Origin of the sequence: Paenibacillus sp. FSL R5-0345, from assembly GCF_000758585.1 — a bacterium.
Classification (GTDB): domain Bacteria; phylum Bacillota; class Bacilli; order Paenibacillales; family Paenibacillaceae; genus Paenibacillus_AQ.
The window spans coordinates 474,450-497,194 of sequence record NZ_CP009281.1 but is presented as its reverse complement, the minus strand read 5'-3'; the positions used below and the strand labels follow the sequence as shown (position 1 = coordinate 497,194).

The 22,745-nt window shown below is 46.4% G+C and carries 20 protein-coding genes; 3 read left to right on the top strand and 17 right to left on the bottom strand.

The window, feature by feature from the left end:
* Positions 1–23: 23 nt before the first annotated feature.
* The 10 genes from R50345_RS02225 to R50345_RS02180 all read right to left on the bottom strand — a co-directional run bounded on the left by R50345_RS02225 (position 24) and on the right by R50345_RS02180 (position 14,930).
* On the bottom strand, positions 24–827 hold the full coding sequence (locus R50345_RS02225) for an AAC(3) family N-acetyltransferase (RefSeq protein WP_042123728.1): 804 nt from the start codon (positions 825–827) through the stop codon (positions 24–26).
* Positions 828–975: 148 nt separating this feature from the next.
* Positions 976–2,535 (bottom strand): response regulator, encoded by a 1,560-nt coding sequence (locus tag R50345_RS02220; RefSeq protein WP_042123725.1) that lies wholly within the window; start codon positions 2,533–2,535, stop codon positions 976–978.
* The gene (locus R50345_RS02215) at positions 2,532–4,496 is read right to left on the bottom strand and encodes a cache domain-containing sensor histidine kinase (RefSeq protein ID WP_052414435.1); all 1,965 of its coding nucleotides are present in this window, start codon (positions 4,494–4,496) and stop codon (positions 2,532–2,534) included. The genes R50345_RS02220 and R50345_RS02215 overlap by 4 nt, the downstream gene beginning before the upstream one ends.
* Before the next feature lie 83 nt (positions 4,497–4,579).
* Entirely contained in the window at positions 4,580–6,256 is a 1,677-nt protein-coding gene (locus R50345_RS02210; protein ID WP_042123722.1) for a type 2 periplasmic-binding domain-containing protein, read from the bottom strand.
* Positions 6,257–6,347: 91 nt separating this feature from the next.
* Complete coding sequence (locus R50345_RS02205) at positions 6,348–7,238, bottom strand: carbohydrate ABC transporter permease (protein WP_042123720.1); 891 nt, start codon at positions 7,236–7,238, stop codon at positions 6,348–6,350.
* 18 nt (positions 7,239–7,256) lie between these two features.
* Complete coding sequence (locus R50345_RS02200; RefSeq protein WP_081389681.1) at positions 7,257–8,246, bottom strand: ABC transporter permease; 990 nt, start codon at positions 8,244–8,246, stop codon at positions 7,257–7,259.
* 218 nt (positions 8,247–8,464) lie between these two features.
* Entirely contained in the window at positions 8,465–11,692 is a 3,228-nt protein-coding gene (locus R50345_RS02195) for a cellobiose phosphorylase (protein ID WP_081953976.1), read from the bottom strand.
* Positions 11,693–11,720: 28 nt separating this feature from the next.
* Positions 11,721–13,058 (bottom strand): glycoside hydrolase family 30 protein, encoded by a 1,338-nt coding sequence (locus tag R50345_RS02190; RefSeq protein WP_042123717.1) that lies wholly within the window; start codon positions 13,056–13,058, stop codon positions 11,721–11,723.
* 323 nt (positions 13,059–13,381) lie between these two features.
* Positions 13,382–14,395 (bottom strand): LacI family DNA-binding transcriptional regulator, encoded by a 1,014-nt coding sequence (locus R50345_RS02185; protein ID WP_042123716.1) that lies wholly within the window; start codon positions 14,393–14,395, stop codon positions 13,382–13,384.
* A gap of 52 nt (positions 14,396–14,447) precedes the next feature.
* The gene (locus R50345_RS02180) at positions 14,448–14,930 is read right to left on the bottom strand and encodes a hypothetical protein (RefSeq protein ID WP_042123714.1); all 483 of its coding nucleotides are present in this window, start codon (positions 14,928–14,930) and stop codon (positions 14,448–14,450) included.
* Between the two features lie 367 nt (positions 14,931–15,297).
* On the opposite strand from R50345_RS02180, the gene R50345_RS30615 reads away from it, so the two are divergent.
* Complete coding sequence (locus R50345_RS30615) at positions 15,298–16,023, top strand: HNH endonuclease (protein ID WP_042123712.1); 726 nt, start codon at positions 15,298–15,300, stop codon at positions 16,021–16,023.
* A 102-nt stretch (positions 16,024–16,125) separates the two neighbouring features.
* On the opposite strand, the gene R50345_RS02170 is transcribed toward R50345_RS30615, so the two are convergent.
* Complete coding sequence (locus R50345_RS02170) at positions 16,126–16,323, bottom strand: YwbE family protein (RefSeq protein ID WP_042123710.1); 198 nt, start codon at positions 16,321–16,323, stop codon at positions 16,126–16,128.
* Between the two features lie 61 nt (positions 16,324–16,384).
* On the opposite strand from R50345_RS02170, the gene R50345_RS02165 reads away from it, so the two are divergent.
* Positions 16,385–16,687, top strand: coding sequence for a hypothetical protein (locus R50345_RS02165; RefSeq protein ID WP_042123708.1), 303 nt, complete (start codon positions 16,385–16,387; stop codon positions 16,685–16,687).
* A gap of 32 nt (positions 16,688–16,719) precedes the next feature.
* On the opposite strand, the gene sdaAA is transcribed toward R50345_RS02165, so the two are convergent.
* The 4 genes from sdaAA to R50345_RS02145 form a co-directional block, all read right to left on the bottom strand.
* Entirely contained in the window at positions 16,720–17,598 is an 879-nt protein-coding gene (sdaAA, locus tag R50345_RS02160) for an L-serine ammonia-lyase, iron-sulfur-dependent, subunit alpha (RefSeq protein WP_042123707.1), read from the bottom strand.
* Positions 17,595–18,305, bottom strand: coding sequence for an L-serine ammonia-lyase, iron-sulfur-dependent subunit beta (sdaAB, locus tag R50345_RS02155; protein WP_042123705.1), 711 nt, complete (start codon positions 18,303–18,305; stop codon positions 17,595–17,597). Before sdaAB ends, sdaAA begins: the two co-directional genes overlap by 4 nt.
* A 152-nt stretch (positions 18,306–18,457) precedes the next feature.
* On the bottom strand, positions 18,458–18,877 hold the full coding sequence (locus tag R50345_RS02150; protein ID WP_042123703.1) for a GNAT family N-acetyltransferase: 420 nt from the start codon (positions 18,875–18,877) through the stop codon (positions 18,458–18,460).
* The gene (locus R50345_RS02145) at positions 18,874–19,455 is read right to left on the bottom strand and encodes a DUF4269 domain-containing protein (RefSeq protein ID WP_042123701.1); all 582 of its coding nucleotides are present in this window, start codon (positions 19,453–19,455) and stop codon (positions 18,874–18,876) included. Before R50345_RS02145 ends, R50345_RS02150 begins: the two co-directional genes overlap by 4 nt.
* A 319-nt stretch (positions 19,456–19,774) precedes the next feature.
* Here R50345_RS02145 and R50345_RS30040 point away from each other — a divergent pair, with 319 nt between their 5' ends.
* Complete coding sequence (locus R50345_RS30040; protein ID WP_052414434.1) at positions 19,775–20,230, top strand: hypothetical protein; 456 nt, start codon at positions 19,775–19,777, stop codon at positions 20,228–20,230.
* 7 nt (positions 20,231–20,237) lie between these two features.
* On the opposite strand, the gene R50345_RS02130 is transcribed toward R50345_RS30040, so the two are convergent.
* Both R50345_RS02130 and R50345_RS02125 read right to left on the bottom strand, forming a co-directional pair.
* On the bottom strand, positions 20,238–21,881 hold the full coding sequence (locus R50345_RS02130) for a bifunctional ADP-dependent NAD(P)H-hydrate dehydratase/NAD(P)H-hydrate epimerase (RefSeq protein WP_042123697.1): 1,644 nt from the start codon (positions 21,879–21,881) through the stop codon (positions 20,238–20,240).
* A gap of 46 nt (positions 21,882–21,927) precedes the next feature.
* Positions 21,928–22,560, bottom strand: a complete 633-nt coding sequence (locus R50345_RS02125; protein ID WP_042131800.1) for an NAD(P)-dependent oxidoreductase — start codon at positions 22,558–22,560, stop codon at positions 21,928–21,930.
* Positions 22,561–22,745: the final 185 nt, after the last annotated feature.

Sequence of the window (22,745 nt, the reverse complement as noted above, 5' to 3'; positions counted from 1 at the left end):
CTACTCCCAAAACCAGAGATAGTCTACTTCCTGTTTCGCTCCATCCAGTTCACTGCAAAGTCAACGATTTCACGTTGCGGAATCAGTTGAGCTGTAGCTGAGGCGATATGACCATATGTAATGAGCCCTGTCTCTTGTCCGAATTGCTCAGCCAGTTCAACGAAATCGTCAGAGTTCCAATCTAGCTCCTTGAATTCCACCCACTGCCTATGACCATCCACCATCATGGGTGCCCCGCCAATGACTTCCTTCTTTCCTTCATACAAGGCTCGGCATTCAGCAAGATGTAATGAAGTATTGTTTAGATTTCCTACACCTAGCAGCAGCACACTTCCACCCAGATCATAAATACGAGCTAGTGGAGAATCTTCCCCCAAACCGTATTCGAGGGTGTGACCATAAACAATCTCATCTCTATGCTTGCCCCAAGCCGCAAATGAATGAATCGGATGATCGCTGCGCTTCACCCCTTTTTGTCTACGAAAAGAGTCTGGAATAATCCCCATCCCTCTCAGCGGAGTCAGGTCTGGATCATAAGCAGGCATCTGCTCCCGGATAGTCTGCCACCATGACTCGGGTACCGGCGGGTTACTCCAGCCAGCAGGGTCTGTCAGATCGCTGGAATGAGTCGGCATCACAAGTGTGCCTGATTCTCCGAGAACCTCCTCCAGCGCCAAAATAACAGCAACCGGCCCACCTGCCACCCATTGGCCTAGCGATTTGAAGGACGAATGCAGTAGAATCGTCATCCCCGCCTGAACACCCAGTCTCCGAAAATCCTCTGCCAGCGTCTGAACTGTAATCAAATCCCCTTGAATTTCTTCCACCCTTCATTCCTCCAAACTCTCATGTTGCTAATTCTAGCAAAGCTTCTCACAGCCATTATATAGGAGGATCACTTCTAACGACACCCATAATGTTCACTACGGTTACAAGCGCAGCAATGATATATACTATAGCTACTTGTCCTGTCATTTACGACAAATCTTCAGACAGTATTTTGGCTCTATAATCCCCTGGAGAGATCCCTTCCAACTCTTTGAATACACGGGCAAATTGCTTACTGTTCTCAAAGCCTACTTTTTCCGAGACTTCGGCAAGCTTGCTACACCCCTTCGCTAGCAGTGCTTTTGCATGACGGATACGAACCTTTTTTAAATAAATGACAAAATTCTCACCGGTATATGCCTTGAAGGCTTCGCTAAAATAAGAATAATTCAAAGACACATGGTTACTAACCATAGCCATATTTAGTGGACGAGCATAGTTCGTTTCAATATAATTCAGCGCTTCCTCCATATCAGCATGCTCCGTATGAGCAGACCGTACCCCTAAGATGTAATCATTCACACTCAGGAGCAAATTCTCAAGCGCACGATAATAATCATGGAAATGACGATAATTATACATATTACCAACCGTACGATATAGCTTTAGCACCTCCACAGAGGCTTCGCCATATACCCGAAATACTTCATCCAGCACCTGCTCATTGATACTCTGACCTACGTTCTCAAGATAAGACAAGTCCAGTTCCTTCAAATGCTCAGTCTGAAAAATAACGGACAGCAGGTACTTTATTTCCTTCTCACGCTCGGTTCCAAGCATATTAAGCAGCTTCCGAAGCTCCTCCTTCGGCAAAGGAAAATTACGTCGTTCTTGACTGACATCCTCATAATCCAAAAGATTTTCTTGCGGATATAAAAAAGTATACTGCAGCGCCCGGCACGCTTCCTTATAACAAGAACGAAGTACTTCGAGACTTTTTCCCTCACTGCTGATCCCGATTGATAAACCGGTTATTTCTCTAGCATCAGCTTGACGGGACAGCTCCATAAAGCTCTGAGCACTAGTCCCGATCAAGACTAATCTGCCATCCCAGTCCGTTATAATTTCCAAAAAACACTTCTCAATCGGCCCCATCAAACGTTCGATGAGCCCCTGAACTTCTGCAGATTTCATCCGTGTACCATCATTATAGTAGTAATTCAGCACACCTACAATAAAAGGAACCTCCAACCCCTCTAGCTCCGCTTGCTGCTCGGACTCCAATTGAACCTCCTGCTGCTGCAGCAGTCCCCGCAAACGGCTGGAGCGTAGCTCTTTACGAAACTGTTCTGTTTCCCGCTCTATTTTCTTGACACTGAACTCCTGTTCTTCCAGTTCCTTATGGATATGCTTCAAGATTTCGAACAGCTCATCTCGGCGAATCGGCTTAAGTAGATAATCCTTCACACGATAACGTATAGCACATTTAGCATATTCGAAATCATCATACCCACTTAGGATTACCACTGCTGGTCTTTTCTCGCCAACTTCTACAGATAACTGCTCCAAAAGCATAATTCCGTCCATCACCGGCATACGAATATCCGTAATAATAATATCTGCACCGTCTGTCTTAAATACCTCGAGCGCCTCTGCGCCGTTGCTCGCCATTATGATCGTATATGCGGACGGAAATTCCCTTTCAATCATGATCTTCAGACCTACACGGATATTTTTCTCATCATCAACGATCAGTAATTTCTTCATGGTTGTTTTTCTCCCGTCAAAAGAACTTTCGGCAAGGTCAGACGTACCATCGTCCAACTTCCTGCCTCGCTCTGTACTACAAGCCCGTATTCTTCGCCATAAAAGATTTGCAGACGCTGGTGTACATTCCGTAGCCCTATGCCACCTGCTCTTCGGTTTACATCCTTCTTCTGTTCACAAGAGCTGTCACAACATTCATCCTTAGCATATATCGCCTCGTTTAAAGCAACTCGACGTTCTGGGGTAAGACCGATACCATTATCACGAAGCTCTATGGAAATATCACCTTCCGTTTCCGAAATATGAATATGAATGTTCGGGTCCTCTAAATTCTCTTTCTCACCGTTCCAAGCATGCTTAACACTGTTCTCTACAATAGGCTGCAGTGACATTTTCAGCACCTCCAGCTCCAAATATCGAGGTTCAATATGAAGTACAAGCTTAACCGGGTACTCAAAACGAATATTCATTACTTCAATGTAATTCTCAATATGGCGGACTTCATCGCGAAGCTTCACATACTCCCCAGACCATTTGAAATTATAACGCATCATTCCACCGAGCGAAGTTAGTGCGTCTGATATCGTTCGTTGATTTTCAATTTCAGCAAGCATTTTAATATTTTCAAGTGTGTTATACAAAAAATGTGCATCTATTTGATTATGCAGCGTACGCAGCTCAGCCTCTTTGGACAATGCCTGCTTACTCACAGCCTGAGCGACCAACGTATTAATTGTATTCATTAGCTTAGAGAAATGATGGGCAAGCTCACCGACTTCTCCCCCACCCCGAATCGTAATTCCACTATAGGCTTCACCTCTGCGCACGCTTTTCATCGTTTCGGTCAATCTGCGCAGATTTTTTAGAATAAAGGCATTCATCACATAAGCAATCAACGTGAGTAAAATAATAAATCCGATGTTAGCTCCAATAATAAAGTTGCGTGTACGGGAGATATCCTTCAAAACACCCTCCGTTGAGACCACATTTAACAGATAAGCATCAATGCGTTCCAGCGGTGTGTTAATAAGTAAATAAGATTTACCGTTGGCTGAATAACTGCTATCCCATTCACCAGTAGCCCTGAAGTTCTTGTATCGTTCAGTAATAACACTGGCCATCTCCTCGTTATCCTGAAGAAAAGACTGATCCGGACGAGTAAATAGCTGGAGCTCACCATCTACAAGGAACATTTGTGTCTGGTTATCCCGTACATCGGTATATGTCTTTGGCGTAAAGCGGTTCAACATCATATCTACTTGAACCATCCCAATATGGTTGCCAGCAGGACGACTCATCTCACGTAGTAAAGAAACCTTCGGCAAACTCTCAGTCGGTGCACCCAAGTATCTCTGCATCAGATCCGGATCACTCCTTTGAAAAGACCAGTACTCCTGTCCCTCCAACTGCTGTGCTTTCTGGTACCAGGGCTCGGAAGAGACTCGCTCTTCACGAAATAAAATCGGCCAAATTTCATGCATCGTTTTACTTTTCGAATACAGCCGTAAATGCTCAATATTCGGATTATTAAATTGAATACGTGTCATATTCACATAAGCATTTGTATTAAAATCAACCAAATCTTCAAGCATCGGCTCAGTCTCATTCGCAAGAAAGTCTTTAACATCCGAGTCAGAATACGCCATCTGTGCTGCCCGCTCCATCGCTTCAATTTGATTGTGGATATGCAATTTTTCCATTTGCAGCAAATATTCATTTTTCTCAACAGCATCTCGGAAATAGGTATTGTTGATAGACTCATAAAAATAGACGGACACCAACAAGCACGGACCTATAATAATAAAAACATAGGCAGCAATCAAACGACTCTGCAGCGACCTTCGCCCCCACCAATACAAGAAGGAATTCCATATTTCTCTGCTGCGCTCACGCAAATTCTCCCTCTTCACTTCTTCAACGTTCACCTCGCTAATATCGTGAATACTTAACATACTTAACATACTTAACTTACTTAACAACTATACCTTATTCTTGTTTGAAAATAACCCAAAAACCCGCAATCAGCGGGCTTCTGGGTTATATTTTATTGGGCGAGCTTCACTTTGTTCTCTTCATACTTTTTCTGTTGATAGGCTTGGAATTTATCTACACCTATATCCTTTTGTTTCGCTAAATACTCAGTCCATATTTTATCGAACTCAGCATCTGAAGAAGCCATAAGCAGCTTAGGAATCGTCTTCCCACGCAGTTCTTTCAGCTTTGTAGCAATGATGCCTTCAGGGGAGTTACCTGTAGGATCAATCTGTTGGAATGTTGAAGTACTAGTCGCTTTTCCTCTCGTCCAATCTTCCAATTGTTTAAAAGGTTCTACTGATTTAGGTGCCCATTGATCCGTGATATTCGTGTTCTGCATCATCCAGTAGGTGAACGAAGATCCGTATTGCTTATCAAATGCCGAACGATCCTTATTCATTAGATCAAACACTTCAGGCTTAAATTGGTCTTTGCCATCAATCGTTTCGTAGCTGACACCCTTTTCACCGAGGAACAAGTCTTTATTACCTTCTTCACTGTTCAAGTAGCTTAGGAAGCGGATAGCGCGAGCTTTATCCTTCACATCTTTGGAGATCAGCGTCACTGTCCAGCCTGCGATCGCAGGTCCGTCAAGGGTCGGTTGATCCAAGTTCGTATTCGAAGGACCATCAATAGCAATATAAGTTTTGCTAGGATCTTGTTGGTAAATCGTACCTAGTTGCGCTGCAAAGTCTGTACGTTGATAGAGCATCGCGAAATAACGGCCTTGAGCGATCTTCTCTTCCATTTGTGGACGTTTATCGATAAAGATATCTTTAGCAAGCAGTCCATCCTGATTCGCTTGACGAAGCGTCTTCATCCAGCGGATATATTCAGGATCTGTCTCACGGGCATATACCTGACCATCTTTTTCTCTAGGAATCGCCAGGAAGTTCTGAAGATAACCTTCCAGAGAATCATTACCGTTTACACCAAACTCATGCAGACCAAGCGGGATTAGCGGTTGTCCATTTACGTCAGGAAATTTCTCTTTCGCTAACTTAAGCGCATTCAAGAATCCTTCTGGTGTGCGCATATCAGGACTGCCAATCGCTTCATACATATCCTTACGTACCGCGAATACTTGGTTGGATACGTAGTTCTCTCCATATTTCTCATAGTCGGCAGGAGAGGAAGAAGAGTTCGGGTAGCCGTACACATTACCATCTTCTTGAGTGTACCAATTCAGCTTATCTTTATCGGATACTTTGTAGAAATAAGGATCATATTGATCAGCAAGCTCGTTCAGTGGTAGTGCAAGATCACCTTCGATAATTTTCTTTATCGCATCTTCATAGAAGCCCAATGTAATGAAATCTGGCAATTTACCAGAGGCAATCAGTGTGTTCAGCTTCTCATTCTCGTTACCAGCCGGAACGATGAAATTAATATCAACGCCGGTTTTCTTAGTTACATATTGGGAAGTTGGGTCCACACCCCATTTGTTGGGGAACCAAGAGAAGTTCAGGTACCAGTCAAACGTAATCGGTGAAGTGTCAATCTTCCAACCTGGTTCATCCGCAGACAATGTAGCAGCAGGTGTATCCGTCGCCCCCGTGTTCGTTTCTTTAGTGCCATCCGAATTTCCTTTAGCGTTATTTCCACTGGAACAGCCTGCAGCTGACAAGGCCATAACCGCTGCCAGAAGTAGAGTCATCGCTGTTCTCGGTTTGCGTTTCATACCCATATTCTTTACCCCTTTTCTATGATTGTTAATTATAAGCTCAACCCCAGAGCTCATAGAGATGAGCTGCTGGAGGAGTTACCTTTACTAAGGATCAGCCCTTAATGGAGCCGATCATCATGCCTTTAACAAAGTAGCGTTGTAAGAAAGGATATACGAACACGATAGGAAGTGTGGTGACCACCATCGTCGCCAGCTTAATAGACTGTGACGTTACGCTTCTTGTCATACCGCTACCTTGTGCAGCAACCATCATTTGAGTCGAACTAGATTGTGCTACAACGCGGAACAGATACGTCTGAATCGGCTGTAACTCTGTATTATTGATATAGATCATACCTGTAAAATAATCATTCCATTGGAACACGCCGTGGAACAGCGCAATGGTCGCAATAACAGGCATAGACACTGGAAGCACAATTCGTAGGAAGATGGACCAATCATTAGCCCCATCAATCCGGGCCGCTTCCTCCAATCCTTCAGGGATCTCTCGGAAGAAGGTCATGAAGATAATAAGATCGAAGAAGCTAAACATCGCAGGAATGATATACACTAAGAAATTATCTAGTAACTGAAGGTCTTTGATAAGCAAGAAGCTCGGGATCAACCCTCCCGCGAAGAAGAGCGTAACAGTACCCATTAACATGTAAAACTTTCCGCCAATCAAGCCTTTACGAGAAAATGCATAGGCTACCATCGCTGTGAAAAATACATGCAGGACTGTGCCGATCACTGTTTTGGCAACGGTAATCCACATCGCCTGCATAATGCCAGGGCTGTCGAACACTGCCTTGAAGTTTCCTAGACTGAACACCCGCGGCCACCAGTATATACCACCTCGCATAGCGTCCGTGCCTTCATTAAAGGCATTGACGAGTACGTACCAGATCGGATAAAGCGTTATGAAGCAAATACACAGCATAATGATATTGTTGACGATATCGAATAGGGCCTCGCCCTTCGTTTTGCGATTGAGAGCAAACATGTGTAGGTCCTCCTTATCCTAGAACAATGATGTATCGTTGATTTTTTTAGACACTTGGTTAGCTATCAGCAGCAAGATTAGAGCGATAATCGATTTTAATAGTCCAACCGCAGCCGAATAGGAGAAGCGGCCTGAGAGAATCCCTGTGTAGTACACATAATAATCGATTACATTACTTGCACTATCATTCAACGAGTTACGTAGCACCAAGATCTGATCGAAGTTGGAGCTTAGTACACCACTGACTGCAAGAATGAAGAGAATACTGATCGTCGATTTAATCGCCGGCAGCGTAACAAACCACATCTTCTGGAATCTTCCAGCACCATCAATCGTAGCCGCCTCATACATTTCAGGAGATACACCAGAGATTGCTGCCAGATATATAATCGCTGACCATCCAAGTTCCTTCCAGATATCAGAGGAAATAACAATCGTCCAGAAGTAGCTAGGTTCGGCCAAATAGGTAATCGGCTGATCAATGATATTTAGCGCTAACAAGATGTTATTGATAATCCCTATATCCGCTAGCCATGTCGCTAGAATACCGCCGAGTACAACCCAAGAGAGAAAGTGAGGTAAATACGAAATCGTCTGAATCCACTTTTTGAATCTCACCGAACGAACCTCGTTCAAGAATAGCGCGAATATAATCGGCAGTGGAAACCCGATGAAGAGCTTGATTAAGCTAATGCCTAACGTATTCCTAATAACGTCAACCAAGCTTTCATCTTGTAGGAATTCTTTGAAATGAGCTAGTCCTACCCATGGAGCTTCGGAAATTGATTTTACGATATTGAACTCTTTGAAGGCAATAATAACTCCATACATTGGAATGTAGTTGAAGATGATCATCCAGGCTACGCCTAGTAGGGCCATGGTCTGTAAATGACGCTGGGCTACAAATCTCCTCCACAGCGAGTTACGATTTACTTTACCGGTTTCGAAATTGCCAGGAATTAACGGATTCATCGCTGGACTTACTTCCACGCTTTTTTTGTTCTCCATCCTTTGGACCTCCAGGCTACATATCTTTTTCTTTTTCTGAAGCGCTTACAATATCTATGTATTTATTGTATTTGCTTTTGCCTGTCTCCGTAAGGCTTTGAATTTCGGGTTATAGGTCCCATTTTTCGGGTTCAAGCTAAAACACCTTCGGCGTCCTTCAAAGACTTTCTTATATTTGGAGAAAAAAATGAGGGAGGGCCTAGGCCCTCCCTCATTTTCTATGCCATTATTGCTCGAATTTGCTTGATCTCACCACGCCGCAGAGCCTCTGCCTCTTCACCACGAACGAGTGCTCCAGAAATTTCAGCCACCGTACCATCGTGATAGACGAGCGTCATGCTCTGAATAACAGCCTTCTTCTCACCAAACGTATTCTCACGTTGCGGGTTCGAATACGTTACTTCCGTACCACCAAGGAATGTGAAAGAAAGATTGCCTTGTTCATCAAATAGCCAGCCCGGTAGAACCGGACCCAAAGATAACGTAAGCTGTCCATCTTCTACTCTGAAAATATGGCTTCCGGCCATCATCGTTCTCCACATACTGAGGAATTCAGCGGTCGATCCACTTAGTCTTGCTACGAACCCTCTACCGTGGTTATTGGGATCAGGATTCCCTCCAGTTGCGATAAAAGATGAGTTCTCCAGTGTACTGCGTCCATAAACCGCAGGATCAAGGAACGGCACCAGCGACGTCTTCAGCTCGCCGTAGAATTCCTCATATAGACCGCCCTTCAGCAGCTCAAGCAAATACTTGTAGGACATATGCAGGAAGTTAGACTCCCGCTCTAGCCAGCCTGGTGTGAAGGCTCTCATTCGCCCGATCTCATGAGACTCTCCCTCTAGGCTAACCGAGGTTTGGTACATAGACGTAGTCGGATCATACAGCTCCGTTTGCTTAATCAAATTGTAGATTTCTTTGACTTGCACCGGATCTTTCAACGTCTTCAACCAGCGAGTAGGTCCCTCAAGGAAGTATGGCAAAGCATATACCTCAAACTCCTCCACTACAGCTTTTGGCAGACCGTATCCGCTAAGTACCGGTTGACCTTCAGCATCTGTTACCTGCTGGAATTTCTTCGCCTCAAAGCGGAAATAGGTTGGGGTAAGTCCGTTACCGAGTTCTACCGCCTTGTTGATCCCCTCGTCGATTTTAACTAAGAATTTGGAGAGGGCTTCACGAATGTATTCTAAGGCTACTGCAGACTCAGCCCCAGTAATACCGAAACGAATACGTGCTCTATAAGCCTCACGCGCTGAAGCTACAATGTCCCAATAATTGAATTGTTCCAAATCTCCTGCTAGGACAGCCGTTACCGCACGATGTACCTCTTCAAGCAGCTGTGCAATTTCTTCTGGCAAGTCTACAGCGCCTTGGACGTTCTCTTTGCCTTTCAGAGCCTCTAGCAAAAAGACTACGGTACGTTTCAGCTCAAAAGTCTCACTCATTCCGGAGCCGAACAATCCCGGCAGTCCATTCATAGCATCGTTCCAGCCCGGCTTATTGCCTTCCATCTCTACCCCCATACCGTAAGGGTCAAGTGTAGCGAATTTATTCAAGGCAAGAGACAGCATCTTCACGAACAGATTGGTGTGGTAAATGGCACCGTGTCCACCTTCGGTACGCAGCCAATGGGTATCTCCAGCTTTCCATTTCAGCTTGTGCAGCTTCTCCTCATCCTCAAGAAGTGCACCATATTGCCGAGCCTTTCCATCACTGATTACATATTTCTCACTTCGTGGCAGCACATACGCCGGGCTGTCATAGAACGCATAGGTGTTATCCCCAAACAGAAGCTCCTGCTTTTTGTCAGGGAAGATATCCAAATAACCAACTACCAGATCCATATTATATGTCCAGTGATCCGACCAGAAGCCTTCACCAAAAGCAGCCTCAATGTTTTGTTGCGACAAGGCTAGTAGCCCCGACAGAAATTGTTGTTCGCTTACCTTCAGGGTAACGTTATGATCTGCAATATAGTTCACTAAACTACCTGGTGTGAACCGAGTGCTGCACAGCTTTACAAGCTCAGCTTGATGATCTGCCGCAGCCTCCTCGATCCACTTCACAGCTTGCGTCTTACTGTCCGGTTTCACTTCAAAAGTTGTTCCTTGTACGCTCAGCGGGTTGTAACCGTCCGCTTGTATCAAGCTATAGAACATTTTGATGTTGAAGCTACCCACCTTCGGATTAAAAAACACATCGTTCCGCCGATTCTGATTCATATCACGGAAGTTTCCGTTCCCCTGTGAATAATATTCTGGGGCGAGAGAGAAGAAGTTGTAGTCACGCTCCAAGTCACCATGCTTACGCGAGTATAAGTGAACGACAAAGCCATCCCCACCATTGTCGAAGACAAAAGGATAGCCTCCGCGCAGGAAGTTATCGAGATAGGATTGACGGCAATACGCATCAAACACAGCCGATGAAGTGTGAGTGGCAATGTCTTCCGTTAATTCTTCCGTCAGACCTGCGGCCTCTTGAGATTTAGACTGGATGTATTCATCGCGGCATAACTGCTCTGCCTTCTTATTGATTTTGTCGATGTCATTTACATGTCCAACCAGTGTATTCAGGATCAGATTGCTACCTGGTGCTAAACGTCTTGCCACTCCGCTAAAACCGCACGGAACCTTGTTAACCGGGTATTGTGGAAGCTCGCCCAGTTCGGCAAGGGTTAATCCCGCAAAGCGGTCTGGGTACGTAAGCGAGGTGTTGCCACCAAAGACTAGCTCGAAATCGACAATTGGCGAGACTTTTTCTCCTTCTCCCGTAAAGGACAGATAGAAATGTCCATTGGTGATTTCACTAACCTGCGCACTATCATTAGTGCTGGAACGCAGCTTATAGAACGGAATGCCATTCTCTAAATTGTATACATCCATCCAGCTGCGCAACAGATTACCTATTTCCTTGTATCCACTATTCTCTACACCGTAAGGCAGGATTTCTGGCAGACCATCCATCAGTTCTAACTCGATCTCTTTACCACCGATGTTCTCAATCTCTACCCGACGTACCAATGCCGCATAATCGTCATTTGGCAGATTGAAATAGTGTACAGTCGTCTTCAGACCATGCCCAGCATGGCTTTCTTCAATGGTAAGCCCATTAGGCAAAATCGTCATGATCCGCTTGGCTGCAGGATCTGGACGTGCCGATTGAAACGGCTCATAAATCTCTTGCTCCCCTTTAATCTTGATAAAGGTTCTGAACCCGGTCGTCCCTACGTTCTTATAAGAGATATTTGCGGGTGAGAATTCCATGATCGGCGAGTTCTTATCGCGTACCCCGAAGCTGCAAATGGCCTGACCGCGGTTCACATAAAAAGTCCACATCGGAATTCCCTTCAGTCCGGCAAGGCCGGGCAGGAAACTGGAAAAAGGCTTTCCCTCGTCAAATTGCTCCATTACAAATGTACCTGATTCGAAATAATAGTTACTCACACTTATGACCTCCTAGGTTGTAGATTATTTATGAAATCAAATGCGTTACGATGGAATGCGGCGCTAGCTCGCAGCTCGCAATCTCTTCGCCTAGACCTAACGTTACATTGTGTACTTCTTCACTTTCATTCATCAGTACAACAGCAATGCTTCCGTCAGGATTACGGAATGCTGTGGTTAGGATGCCTTCTGCTTCAGACGTAAATCCGATCCGTACTGCACCTGGCGCAATGAATTTACTGAAATGCCCAATGTAATAATAAGAGCTGTTATAGTGCACTTGATCTGTTGTCGTATCTGCAATGATCGGTGCATCGCAGAGATTACCTACATGGTTGGGACCTCCTGTCTCATCCAGTACCAGGTTCCAATCCAGGTATCCTTCTGTCCACGCATTTAGATCTCCAATCATGTTTCTGCCGTAACGTTCGCCAGTAAACCATTCCCCCAGCTTAACGCCGCCCTCTTGGCAGCCTTCTGTGAACAACAGATGCTTGTCAGGAAATAAATCATGTACCTTTTCGACCTTGTCGAACTCCTCGCCTCCGTACCAGTGAATACCGGTCCCCCACACATACTTTGCTGCGTCAGGATCAGATAGTACTGCCGAAGCACGTTCGACCATAATATCGCGGTTATGATCCCAAATTACGATGTTCACATCTGAATGGCCTGTCTGATGCATCACCGGTCCAAGATAATTTTTAACAAAATCCCGTTCCTCTTCCGCACTATAAATACATGAATCCCAGACTTGAACGGCAGCCGGCTCATTCTGCACGGAAACCGCCCAAATTGGCACTCCCTCTTTTCCGTAAGCTTCAATGAACTTCGTATAGTAGCGTGCCCAAACCTCTGCGTATTCCGGCTTCAATGATCCACCGTTATTCATTTCCCCATTTGTTTTCATCCATGCCGGAGGGCTCCAAGGAGAAGCCAGCATCGTGAATGCGCCGCCTCTTACTTCCATGGCGTCTTTTATCAGCGGAAGTACCCACTTATGATCATGAGAGATATCAAAAGTAGCTAGCTCTGTATCATGATCAGCAACATACGTATAATTTCCGAGGGCAAAATCACAGCTATGAATATGAACACGCCCCATGCTATAGCCTAATCCCTCTACAGGGTGGAAGTACCGATGAATAACCTCTGCCCGTTTCTCCGGGCTCAGGCGTGATAACGTATAGGCTGCAGCTTCAGTGAAAGCGCCGCCAAATCCAATCATCTTTTGAAACTCCTGCTCTGGCTTAAGCTCCACATCGGCAGACCCAGATCCTACTCTTGCGCTAAAAACAATTGCATCTTTTGGAGTTAAGCGTTCCCCTGTATCTTTTGCAGTTACCACAGTTTGAACTTTTGCCATTTCATCCATCTCCTCTGAATTGTTTTCTTACCAAGCATAAACGTCTTCGACGCCCTTTACTGGATCATTTTCCGATGTTATATATTCGGAGCAATGAGCCACCGAAACAATCGAAACCGGTTTCGATTGTTTCGAAAAAAAATGATCTTTCGAAAGCAATTGAAAGAGCATTTTTATTTCAATGATTCGATTATAGCTCCATCCCTCGAAATTAGATGTATCAAATACCACTAACTAAGAAAATAAAAGCTATGATGTCCTTTACTTTAGCAGGACTCTTTTCAGTTCGTCAAGATTTATCCTGATTTTAATACTAGCTAAATTCAGCTAATCGGAGGTGAACAAGACTCCCGTTCAACCACTTCCACCGGAACTAAAATTGCTTCCTTATCTAACACTTTGCCTTCAATTGAAGCTAAAAGAATGTCAGCCGCACGGCTCCCAAGAAGTTCTGTATCCTGACGCACAGTTGTCAGTGCAGGAGTGACATACTCGGCAAGATCGATGTCATCATAACCCATAACTGAAATATCCATCGGTACGGAAAGTCCACTATCTTTAGCAGCCATAATAGCTCCTAAGGCTAATAAGTCGCCTGAAGCAAAGACCGCGGTTGGACGTTCAGGGAGCTTAAGAAGCTCCAACATCGCGTTATAGCCGCTTTCCCGAGAATAAAAGGCTCCGTTTACAACATAGGTCTTGGGTACTTTAAACCCTCGCTGCTTCATAGCGGACATATATCCCAGCTCCCGCATTTTTCCTGGAAATGTGTTCATGCCACCAGAGATATGAGCAATCTTGCGATGCCCCAATGAAGCTAGATACTCCACCGCCAGCTGTGCCCCGACTGTATTGTCTGAGCATACCGTATGTGTCTCAGAGGTATCAAAATCCACGATAACCGTAGGAATATCACTCTCAAGCAGTTCACGGAAATACGGATCCTCATAATCGGACAAGAAGACAACAACGCCGTCTACGCCACGAATCCTGCAATTCTCTAAATAACCACTTTGCTTACCGCCGACATCTTTGGAGATAAACATGAGGGCATAACCCTTTTCCACGGCAACCTTCTTAAAGCTCTCGATCACAGCGCTGAAAAAAGGATGGCGAATACCAAATCCCGTATTCTCTACGAATAGCACGCCGATGGTCCACGATTTCTTAGTGGTCAATGTACGGGCATGTGAATTTGGCAAATATCCCATTTCTTGGGCAACCCGGAATATTTCCTGACGAGTTTTCTCCCGTACATCGGAATAATTATTAAACGCCTTAGAAACCGTTGTTGGAGAGTAACCGGTTCTTTTGGCAATATCGTATATCGTTGTCAAATCGGCTCGCTCCTTGCCCTGACAAATGAAATGCCTTATGTTCACTGCAATTTTAACGTCTTTCCGTACCGCCGTCCAGCGAAAAGTAACTTTGTACAGAGGGGAGTAGTGTAACGGCCTGAATCAACAGACCTAGACTCATATAGATCAGATGTATAATAGCAACACTATTCAGCATGTACGTCTGCACCGTTATCCAAATGATTTGCCCAAATCCGATGTACAGAGACAAGGCCCAGAAGCTATATAATTTCTTGAACGGATTTAATCGTTCCACCAAGTGCCACTGAGGTCTCTTGATCAGACCATAAACAACGAGGAGGGGCAGTAAACCAAATATGATAAATAGCAGAATACCCGGGAATAAAAAATCTGAGAATGGCGATCTTTCCAGCATAGAAGTCGGCATTTTCATTAGATCCCCGCTTGGATCTATTACAAGAGCACCGCCCCCTCCTAACGCTCCAACCCCCAAAAAAATAAGAAGAATATAAAGCCATGTTACTGTACCCGGCCTTCCCTTCGTTAATTCCATTTCACTTCCCCATTTCCAAATAAGAATTAGAGCAACCCTATCTAGAAAACGAATCTGCCCTTTTTGTATTTTACAAGTTTTCCCTGTATTTCACCGAGATGCATATCACAAACTTCGCTGAGTTTTTGATTTTTTTACGTACGATGTGAACAACAGCGCTTTAAGTTATACTAAGTTTAGAAGCTAATATATTGCACCTGACCGATCTCATAAATAGAAGCCATCGAATCCTAAGCATGAACGCCTCCGACGTCCTTATAAGGACGCTAAGTGTTTAAGCGAGAAATTCAAGACATAAAGTATGGTGTGAAACTTATAAAACAAGGAGACAGGACATGCGTACACACGCGCTGCACCTAACATACCTATGAATGATACCGACCTTCTATCTACCAAACAGTGTGCTTATTGCCACAAACAAAAGCCGCTCTCTGAGTTTCGCAGACGTACAGGCAAACGTTCCAAGGGGCAGTCACGCCGTGGTGCCTGCCGTGAATGTCGTAAACAACGGGAAGCACTAAATATAAAGCTCACAGCAAACCCCTTACTGGTAAAACCTGATATGGTCCAAACCCATCAGCAGGCTCTATTGGAACGTTCCAAAGAGGGGAAATCATCTTCCGCCGCTGCTTCTTCAGGACAATGCAATCCGAACCGCCGCGTACGTGGTTTGGAGCAGCGAAGAAAACATACACCTTCTCAAGGTGCGAAGATAAATCCTGAAGATCCGACCCAATTGATTCCCACTGCTAAAGGGATGATCTTAATGCGTGGCCATAGTGATAAGGGACGGCGCTGGCATCAGGAAATCGATCTAGCCCTTGCGGTTACGCTAGTCAGGGAACATGCCGCTATCGTTGTGAATCGTCGAACCATAAGGCGGTTGTATAGCAATAAGGATTTTCGCGCTTATATCCTAGCTAGAGATAGCTATACCTGTTACTTCTGCGGCGCTTATGGGGATACTATTGATCATTTACTACCTCGCGCTAAAGGCGGCCACACAACCCCGGATAATTGCGTCTGCGCTTGCACGTTGTGTAATCAGACCAAAGCCGATAAATCTGTTGAGGATTTTATGGGCCGAATATAACCTCTTAAATCAAAAAGCCCTAATCTCTGAAGGCTGTTCTGTTCCCGTGAACAGATGCCTTGAGATTAGGGCCGCTTATTAATATGGAGAAGTATAGGCTATTTAGTTCCCTGTAATATTCTTAACTCGTCCTACCTGTCCGCTTGTTAATCTGACCTTAATGCCATGCGGATGCCGAGGCGAGTTCGTGAGAATATCTTTTACCGTACCGCGTGTCAGCTTGCCTGTAGGCTGATCCTGCTTAAGCACAATATCCACTTCAAGCCCAGGTCGAATATCCGCTCGTACTTGTCCGTTCATGATGTAATCCCCTTTCATGGGTTATAATGTTGTCAACTACAATAGATAAGGAGGAGCTGTTATGGCCTTCGGCATCAACAGAGAAGAATTATCCCGGTGGAAAAAAGCGGTCTCCGCAGGAGAGATCGCCTTCTTGACTCATTATTGGCTGGATCCGCGCTTTCCTGACATCACTACTGTGACCAAGGTGGGCTGCAGTAATCTTACCACACTGAAACATTGGTGCGAGAAGAATGGATTGCCTGCCCAATATATTCATAATCGTTCATCGTTTCCCCACTTTGACCTCATTGGACCTAGACAGGCAGAAATCCTTCGGCAAGAAGGGCAATGGGATCAGCTGGAACGTTTCAAAATGCTCTAATCTACGAAGAATTGTGATTCAAGGTTTATAGATTACTTCTTTTTGCGTAAATCCTGCATGATTTTACGACCGGTAGGTGTCTGTGCTAAACCGCCTCCCGCAGTTTCACGATGTTTCTCTGGCATTGCTGAGCCCACCTCAAGCATGACCTTGATGACTTCATCAGATGGGATCACACTACGAACACCCGCTAATGCCATATCTGCGGCGGCAAGTGCGGTAACTGCACCGAATCCGTTTCTAACAATACAAGGAATCTCTACAAGTCCACCAACCGGATCACAAATCAGACCTAAGGTATTCTTAAGTGCTAGCCCGACAGCATGCACTGCTTGTGCAGGCGTTCCGCCGCGTAGCTCGGTTAAAGCGCCTGCCGCCATCCCAATAGCAGAACCAACCTCAGCTTGACAGCCACCTTCCGCGCCCGATACAAACGAATTATTGGCAATGACATAACCGATAGCCCCGGCCGCGAACAATCCGGATACCATATAATCATCATCCCAGCCAAACCGCTCCTGACAGCTGAGAAATACACCCGGAATAATCCCGCATGAACCAGCAGTAGGGGTTGCAATGATCCGCCCCATAGAGGCATTCACTTCAGATACAGCCAGCGCGTAAGCCATAGCTTGACCTGCGGGTCCGCCTAGGCACGGCTCATCAGCTGCATTATATGCGCCTACACGCTGGGCATCCATGCCTGTAAGACCGCTGCGTGAAGTTGTATCTTCATGCATCCCGCGATGAACAGCCTCTTTCATCACACCATAATATTCACGCATCGTGGAGAATTCATGTTCACTGGAACGTCCAGATTCCGCGCTTTGCTCTTCGAGCATTAGCGCTCCAATGGTGAGACCCCGTTCCTCACACAATACAGCCAGCTCACTAAGTGTTTGAAAATTCATGTTAAACTTTCCTTCCCCTTCTCTTCTTGCTTACCTTCGTTTAGATTAACCAACTTCACCGATTTCACAGCAGTGAGCGCTTTAAGCGCTTCAATAAGCTCCGGTGTAGCTGCTTCATCCAGCTCCAGGACCGTTAAGGCTGCCCCACTGCGATTTTTTCGGTCCAGAGACATATGCCCTATATTAAACTGTCCGTTACGCATCACTTCCGTAACACTCGCCAGAACACCTAAATAATCCATATGATTAATCAGAACCGTTGGATAGATCCCTGTAAGCTTCACCCCAAAACCGTCGATATCGACAATCTCGATGTTCCCGCCACCAATAGATGTCCCTATTAGTGTCAGTTTGCTTCCTGTTTCTTGTCCGATAAGGTTCAGCTTAACTGTGTTGGGATGTGGAAACAGGCCTGTTCCCTGTTTAAAAGAAACTTCCATCCCTGCTTCAACCGCCAGTTCTAGGGAATCTGGAAGCCTATGATCGTCGGTAGTGAAATCAAGTAACCCTCCAACAATCGCTCGATCTGTACCATGTCCCTGATAAGTTGCTGCAAAAGAACCGAAAAATGTTACCTCGGCTACACGCGGTACTTCTCCTAACACCTGCCTTGCAGCCCTCCCGATCCGTGCCGCTCCAGCGGTATGTGAGCTTGAGGGACCGACCATTGCCGGACCAATAATTGAAAATACATCCTTAAAACGCATAAAAGACCTCCTGCCTGCAAGAATAGGCAATTATCGTACTCCTATATAGTATACTGCACTAGCTGTCGGAGTTCACCGTGACATTTGCTGTGATATGCAATGCCTAACATTGCTTATTCAAAGGCTAGTATTTCTATTTCATGCCCTGAGTATCACAAGATATCCTGGGAGTACAGCATAATTCCACTTCTATACTGCCAGCCCATCCCTTCCCAGAACCCTCTTCCTTGTTCGTTGGTTCCAATAACCATCAGGTGACACTTGGCAATACCGGCTGTACGGAGATTCTCAAGACAGCGAGTCACAAGCTTACGACCAACACCCATCCCCCGGCAGTCATTATGAACTGCAACATGATACATGTAGCCTCTTCGCCCATCATGCCCGCATAATGCCGTACCTACCATCTGGCCATCTTCATTCTCACAAATCTGGCTAAAGCCTCGGTTATGCGCCAGATAACGCAGAATTTCCGGCTTTGAATCCGCTTCGCTAAGTCCCATCCCCTCTGTATGCTCCCACAGCTGATAAGCAGCTTCATAATCATCCGCAACCATTTCTCTATAAATCATACTTGTCCCCTCGCTTGTACAGAACGGCATAAAGCATGAAGAGCACTTCGAGGAAGCTTTTCCAGCTCCAGCAGCGCTTCGTAAGGATCTCCCACTAATCCCAGAGCTTTCGCAAAGGCAGGCTCTGTCTTCCATCCACTTGTCTTTAAAAAAATGATTTGTTTGCGAAAAGCATCATCCATTTGAGCTAGAATTTCAGCTTCAACGATCATATGCAAATAACCATTCTGGAGCTCCGTTCGCCTCGGCTGTCCAAACAGTTCTATAGGCCAGCCCTTTGCCATAAAGTTAATTTTCGTTCGAGGTATGCCTTGAACCACCCGCGATTCGCTAACAAACCCCTCCATGGCTCCAAAATATCGAACAACTAGCGCCTTAAACTTCGCAGGATCATGAACCTCGCAAATGATATCCAAATCGCTGCCCTCCACTTGAATTCCAAGCGGTATTGTCCCAACCAACAAGGGATTATAGTCCGTTAGTAAATTCATAATATCCAGCTCTGTAAGAAGGTTATAGACCTCTTTCTGAACCGCGGTTCCACGATTCAAATCATCGATTTTTCGCCAATCATTCACTTTGGACAAGCGCCTCCTCCGACTCGGGTTTATAAACGCATATGTATTAAAGACAGCGCACGCTTTTCTGGGCGCAAGCATAGAAATATACGGAGGATAGAAGGCAAGGAGGAGTGTATTAGAAAAATGAATCCCACCTACCCCTATTATGGGGAACGAACAGGATGTAAGGACCAGCCCGTCATTTTCCCCACACAGCACCAAAGCAGCCAGCCAAGTCTAGAAAATCAAATGAATCCCCGCCGACGTGTATTCATGTCAACGGTGAAGACATGGGTACAAGCTGATACACAACACACCATGAGAGGAATGTATACCTATGAATAAGATGCCCGATTATGATATTCCTTCTGTCCGTTTAACAAGTGGCATGTATGCCTTAACAAAATTAGCCTGCGCAGGGCTAACGTACGTCCTTATCTCCTTACTTATGCTTGGGTTTCCACAACATAACGGCGTACCTGAGGGTTGGCCTCTTTCAATCCCATATGCGATTTACGCTTATGGACTGCCAGCAGCACTAGTAGCCGATGTTCTGCTGCGCCTCCTACGCTCCACATCCCACATCGTTTCCCTTGTTGTATACGTTGCCGCAGGTTTCGGTGCAGGTCTATGGCTAGCAGCAGAACAAGGTGCAGATCTACTGCTATGGGGTTTTGCAGGAATTTTGGGACTGTTGCTGCTACGGGTGACGCAACTGGGTGTGGAGCGCTCCCCTCTGCTACTGCCTGTATTTGCACTATTTCTACCGCTGCTCTGCTTACTGCTGTTATAAGCTGCACTCAGAGTGCTTCTATGATATCACCGGCAATGATAGCCGCTGGATTATTGCGCTGACGGGCAGCTCTCTCCCCTGCTAATCCGTGTAAATATACACCAAAAGCTGCTGCCTGTGTCTCATTCAGTCCCTGAGCCAGCAGGCTGGAAATGATGCCCGTTAGCACATCACCGGCTCCACCAGTGCCCATGCTGGGATGGCCTGTGGTGTTTACATAAGCTTGCCCTTCTGGCGTTGCTATAACCGTATGTGCTCCTTTTAATACGAGTGTAATCCCATGCTCTTTCGCATAACCTGTAGCCAGTCTGATGCGGTCCCGTTGCACCTCAGCTGTTGTTATACTAGCAAGGCGAGCCATCTCACCTGGATGAGGCGTCAGAATCACGGGATGGCGTCTACTTGCCCAGCTCTTGTAATCAGCTTCAGCTAATATGTTCAAGGCATCGGCATCGATCACCAGAGGACAATCCGTTCCTTCCCAGAGATTGCGAAGCCATTCTGTATCGGCCTCAAATCGACCAAGACCGGGACCAACGGCAAGAACATCTCGCTCTTTACTTAGCTTCAGCAGCTCTGAAACGCTCCTTGCTTGCCAGGTTCCATCTTCATTGCCTCCAACATCGGCCAGCATGAGTTCAGGGGCAGAACCGATGATAGCAGGCATCAACTTCTGAGGAAGCGCCCATGTCACCAACCCACAGCCTGCCCGGAGCGCAGCACGGGCAGAGAGCAGTCCGGCACCGCTCATTCTTAAGGTGCCGGCGGCAAGAAGGACATGCCCATAAGTACCCTTATGGCCCTCAGGCGAACGCCGGCGGGCTATATCTACGCCTAGATGGGCATGCAGCACTTCCGGTGTCAGCAGGTGAACCTGCACACCGCTTTCTGAGGCCAGAGAAGTCGGAATGCCGATGGCCCGGACCTTCACATGCCCCGCAGCGCCTGCGCCGGGGTATTGCAGGAGGCCTCGCTTGAGAAACGCGAGGCATACCGTCACCGACGCATGAATGCAAGGCTCATGCGTCTCACCCGTGTCCGCGTTCAGACCACTCGGGATGTCCGCGGACACAATCACTTTGCCGCTGCTGTTCGCTGCGGCAATCAGCTCCGCATAGGCGCCGCGCGGGGCTCCCGCGGCGCCGGTGCCGAGCAGCGCATCCAAGATGCCGCTGCACTCGGCAAGGTCCAGCCGGTCCCTGCTGTATACCACGGCAGGCAGGCCCATGGCTGCAGCCGCATCGCGCTGCAGGGCGGCCTCGCCGGAGAGCGACTCCGGCGGCACCGCATAGACGAGCTTGACGGCAATGCCCGTCTCGCGAAGGTACCGTGCGGCGGCGAGGCCATCGCCGCCGTTGTTGCCTTTGCCGACGAGGATGAACCATCGCTCGTCGGCGGCATGGTCCAGGGTCAGCGCATGATCTGCGCTGACCTGAAATGCCGCGACGGGAAGCGCGGCATCCGTCCGCCCGGCGTCTTCTCCATCGGCTGCATTTCTGCAGCTCGCTCCACCTCTCCGCCGGCACAGCGCAACAATCTCCTCTGCGATCACTCTTCCCGCATTCTCCATCAGCGCAATCGCTGGAATCCCCAGCCGCTGGATCGTTTCTCCGTCCAGCTGCCGCATTTGCTCAGCAGTTACCAGATACATGATTCGGCCCCTTTCCGCTACACTTCAATCCACAACTAGCTTGATATCAATAAGCTACAGTAAATCTCGTCCTGCTAAAATTCCCCTCTTCCAGCTCGTCTACCATAGCTACAGCAAAATCCTGCACACTAATCATGCTTTCGCCATTCTCATCAAAAACGAGACGGTCGAGTCCAATGCGAAATTGACCTGTACGTCGACCTGACTGAACTTCCGCGGCAGGACTGGCATACGTATAGTCCAGCTCTGTGTTTTTATAGATTTCATAAGCTTCCGCATGTGCCTCAGCCAACGGTCTAATCTCAGCAGGGAATTTTTCCGTATCCATCAACAGCTCTCCGGTTTCTGTCTTCAAACTGCCCGCACCACCAACAACCAGCAATCGATTAAGCCCAGCTTCTTGCATTCCCCCTACAATCGCCTTCGCTGCTGTTATCAAATCCTTCTCTTGGCCGACTGCTGGACCGTAAGCACTAATGACTTCTTCATGTCCACGGACTGCAGCTGCAACTGAAGCAGCATCTAGAACATCTACTGTCGTGATGTGCAGACGTTCATGTTCAAGAGTGAACGTTTCTGGGTTACGTACCGCAGCGGTTACCTCATGTTTTCTTTTTAAAGCCTCCTGTACAATCGCCTTTCCAATCGTTCCTGAAGCACCCAATACTACAACATCCATCTGTTTTTCCTCACTTTGTTTAGATAAGGTCATTGTACGACCTTCCTACTTATTTGTATTTTCAATACTCGTCTCAATAGCTTTTCCCTTACAACCTTTAAACATTATTTATCCCACGAGGGTTATTTAAAATCAGATTCCCAATAAGTTAACTTCCAAACGAAAAACCCCTTAACCAACACAAG

What these genes read in the sequence shown, in the direction of transcription:
- R50345_RS02130 (WP_042123697.1), bottom strand. Translation starts at nt 21,881, where the DNA reads ATGTATCTGGTAACTGCTGAGCAAATGCGGCAGCTGGACGGAGAAACG.
- R50345_RS02180 (WP_042123714.1), bottom strand. Translation starts at nt 14,930, where the DNA reads ATGGAATTAACGAAGGGAAGGCCGGGTACAGTAACATGGCTTTATATT.
- R50345_RS30615 (WP_042123712.1), top strand. Translation starts at nt 15,298, where the DNA reads ATGAATGATACCGACCTTCTATCTACCAAACAGTGTGCTTATTGCCAC.
- R50345_RS02200 (WP_081389681.1), bottom strand. Translation starts at nt 8,246, where the DNA reads ATGGAGAACAAAAAAAGCGTGGAAGTAAGTCCAGCGATGAATCCGTTA.
- R50345_RS02205 (WP_042123720.1), bottom strand. Translation starts at nt 7,238, where the DNA reads ATGTTTGCTCTCAATCGCAAAACGAAGGGCGAGGCCCTATTCGATATC.
- R50345_RS02125 (WP_042131800.1), bottom strand. Translation starts at nt 22,560, where the DNA reads ATGGATGTTGTAGTATTGGGTGCTTCAGGAACGATTGGAAAGGCGATT.
- R50345_RS02215 (WP_052414435.1), bottom strand. Translation starts at nt 4,496, where the DNA reads ATGTTAAGTATGTTAAGTATTCACGATATTAGCGAGGTGAACGTTGAA.
- R50345_RS02165 (WP_042123708.1), top strand. Translation starts at nt 16,385, where the DNA reads ATGGCCTTCGGCATCAACAGAGAAGAATTATCCCGGTGGAAAAAAGCG.
- R50345_RS02190 (WP_042123717.1), bottom strand. Translation starts at nt 13,058, where the DNA reads ATGGCAAAAGTTCAAACTGTGGTAACTGCAAAAGATACAGGGGAACGC.
- R50345_RS02170 (WP_042123710.1), bottom strand. Translation starts at nt 16,323, where the DNA reads ATGAACGGACAAGTACGAGCGGATATTCGACCTGGGCTTGAAGTGGAT.
- R50345_RS30040 (WP_052414434.1), top strand. Translation starts at nt 19,775, where the DNA reads ATGAATAAGATGCCCGATTATGATATTCCTTCTGTCCGTTTAACAAGT.
- R50345_RS02210 (WP_042123722.1), bottom strand. Translation starts at nt 6,256, where the DNA reads ATGGGTATGAAACGCAAACCGAGAACAGCGATGACTCTACTTCTGGCA.
- R50345_RS02220 (WP_042123725.1), bottom strand. Translation starts at nt 2,535, where the DNA reads ATGAAGAAATTACTGATCGTTGATGATGAGAAAAATATCCGTGTAGGT.
- sdaAB (WP_042123705.1), bottom strand. Translation starts at nt 18,305, where the DNA reads ATGCGTTTTAAGGATGTATTTTCAATTATTGGTCCGGCAATGGTCGGT.
- sdaAA (WP_042123707.1), bottom strand. Translation starts at nt 17,598, where the DNA reads ATGAATTTTCAAACACTTAGTGAGCTGGCTGTATTGTGTGAGGAACGG.
- R50345_RS02150 (WP_042123703.1), bottom strand. Translation starts at nt 18,877, where the DNA reads ATGATTTATAGAGAAATGGTTGCGGATGATTATGAAGCTGCTTATCAG.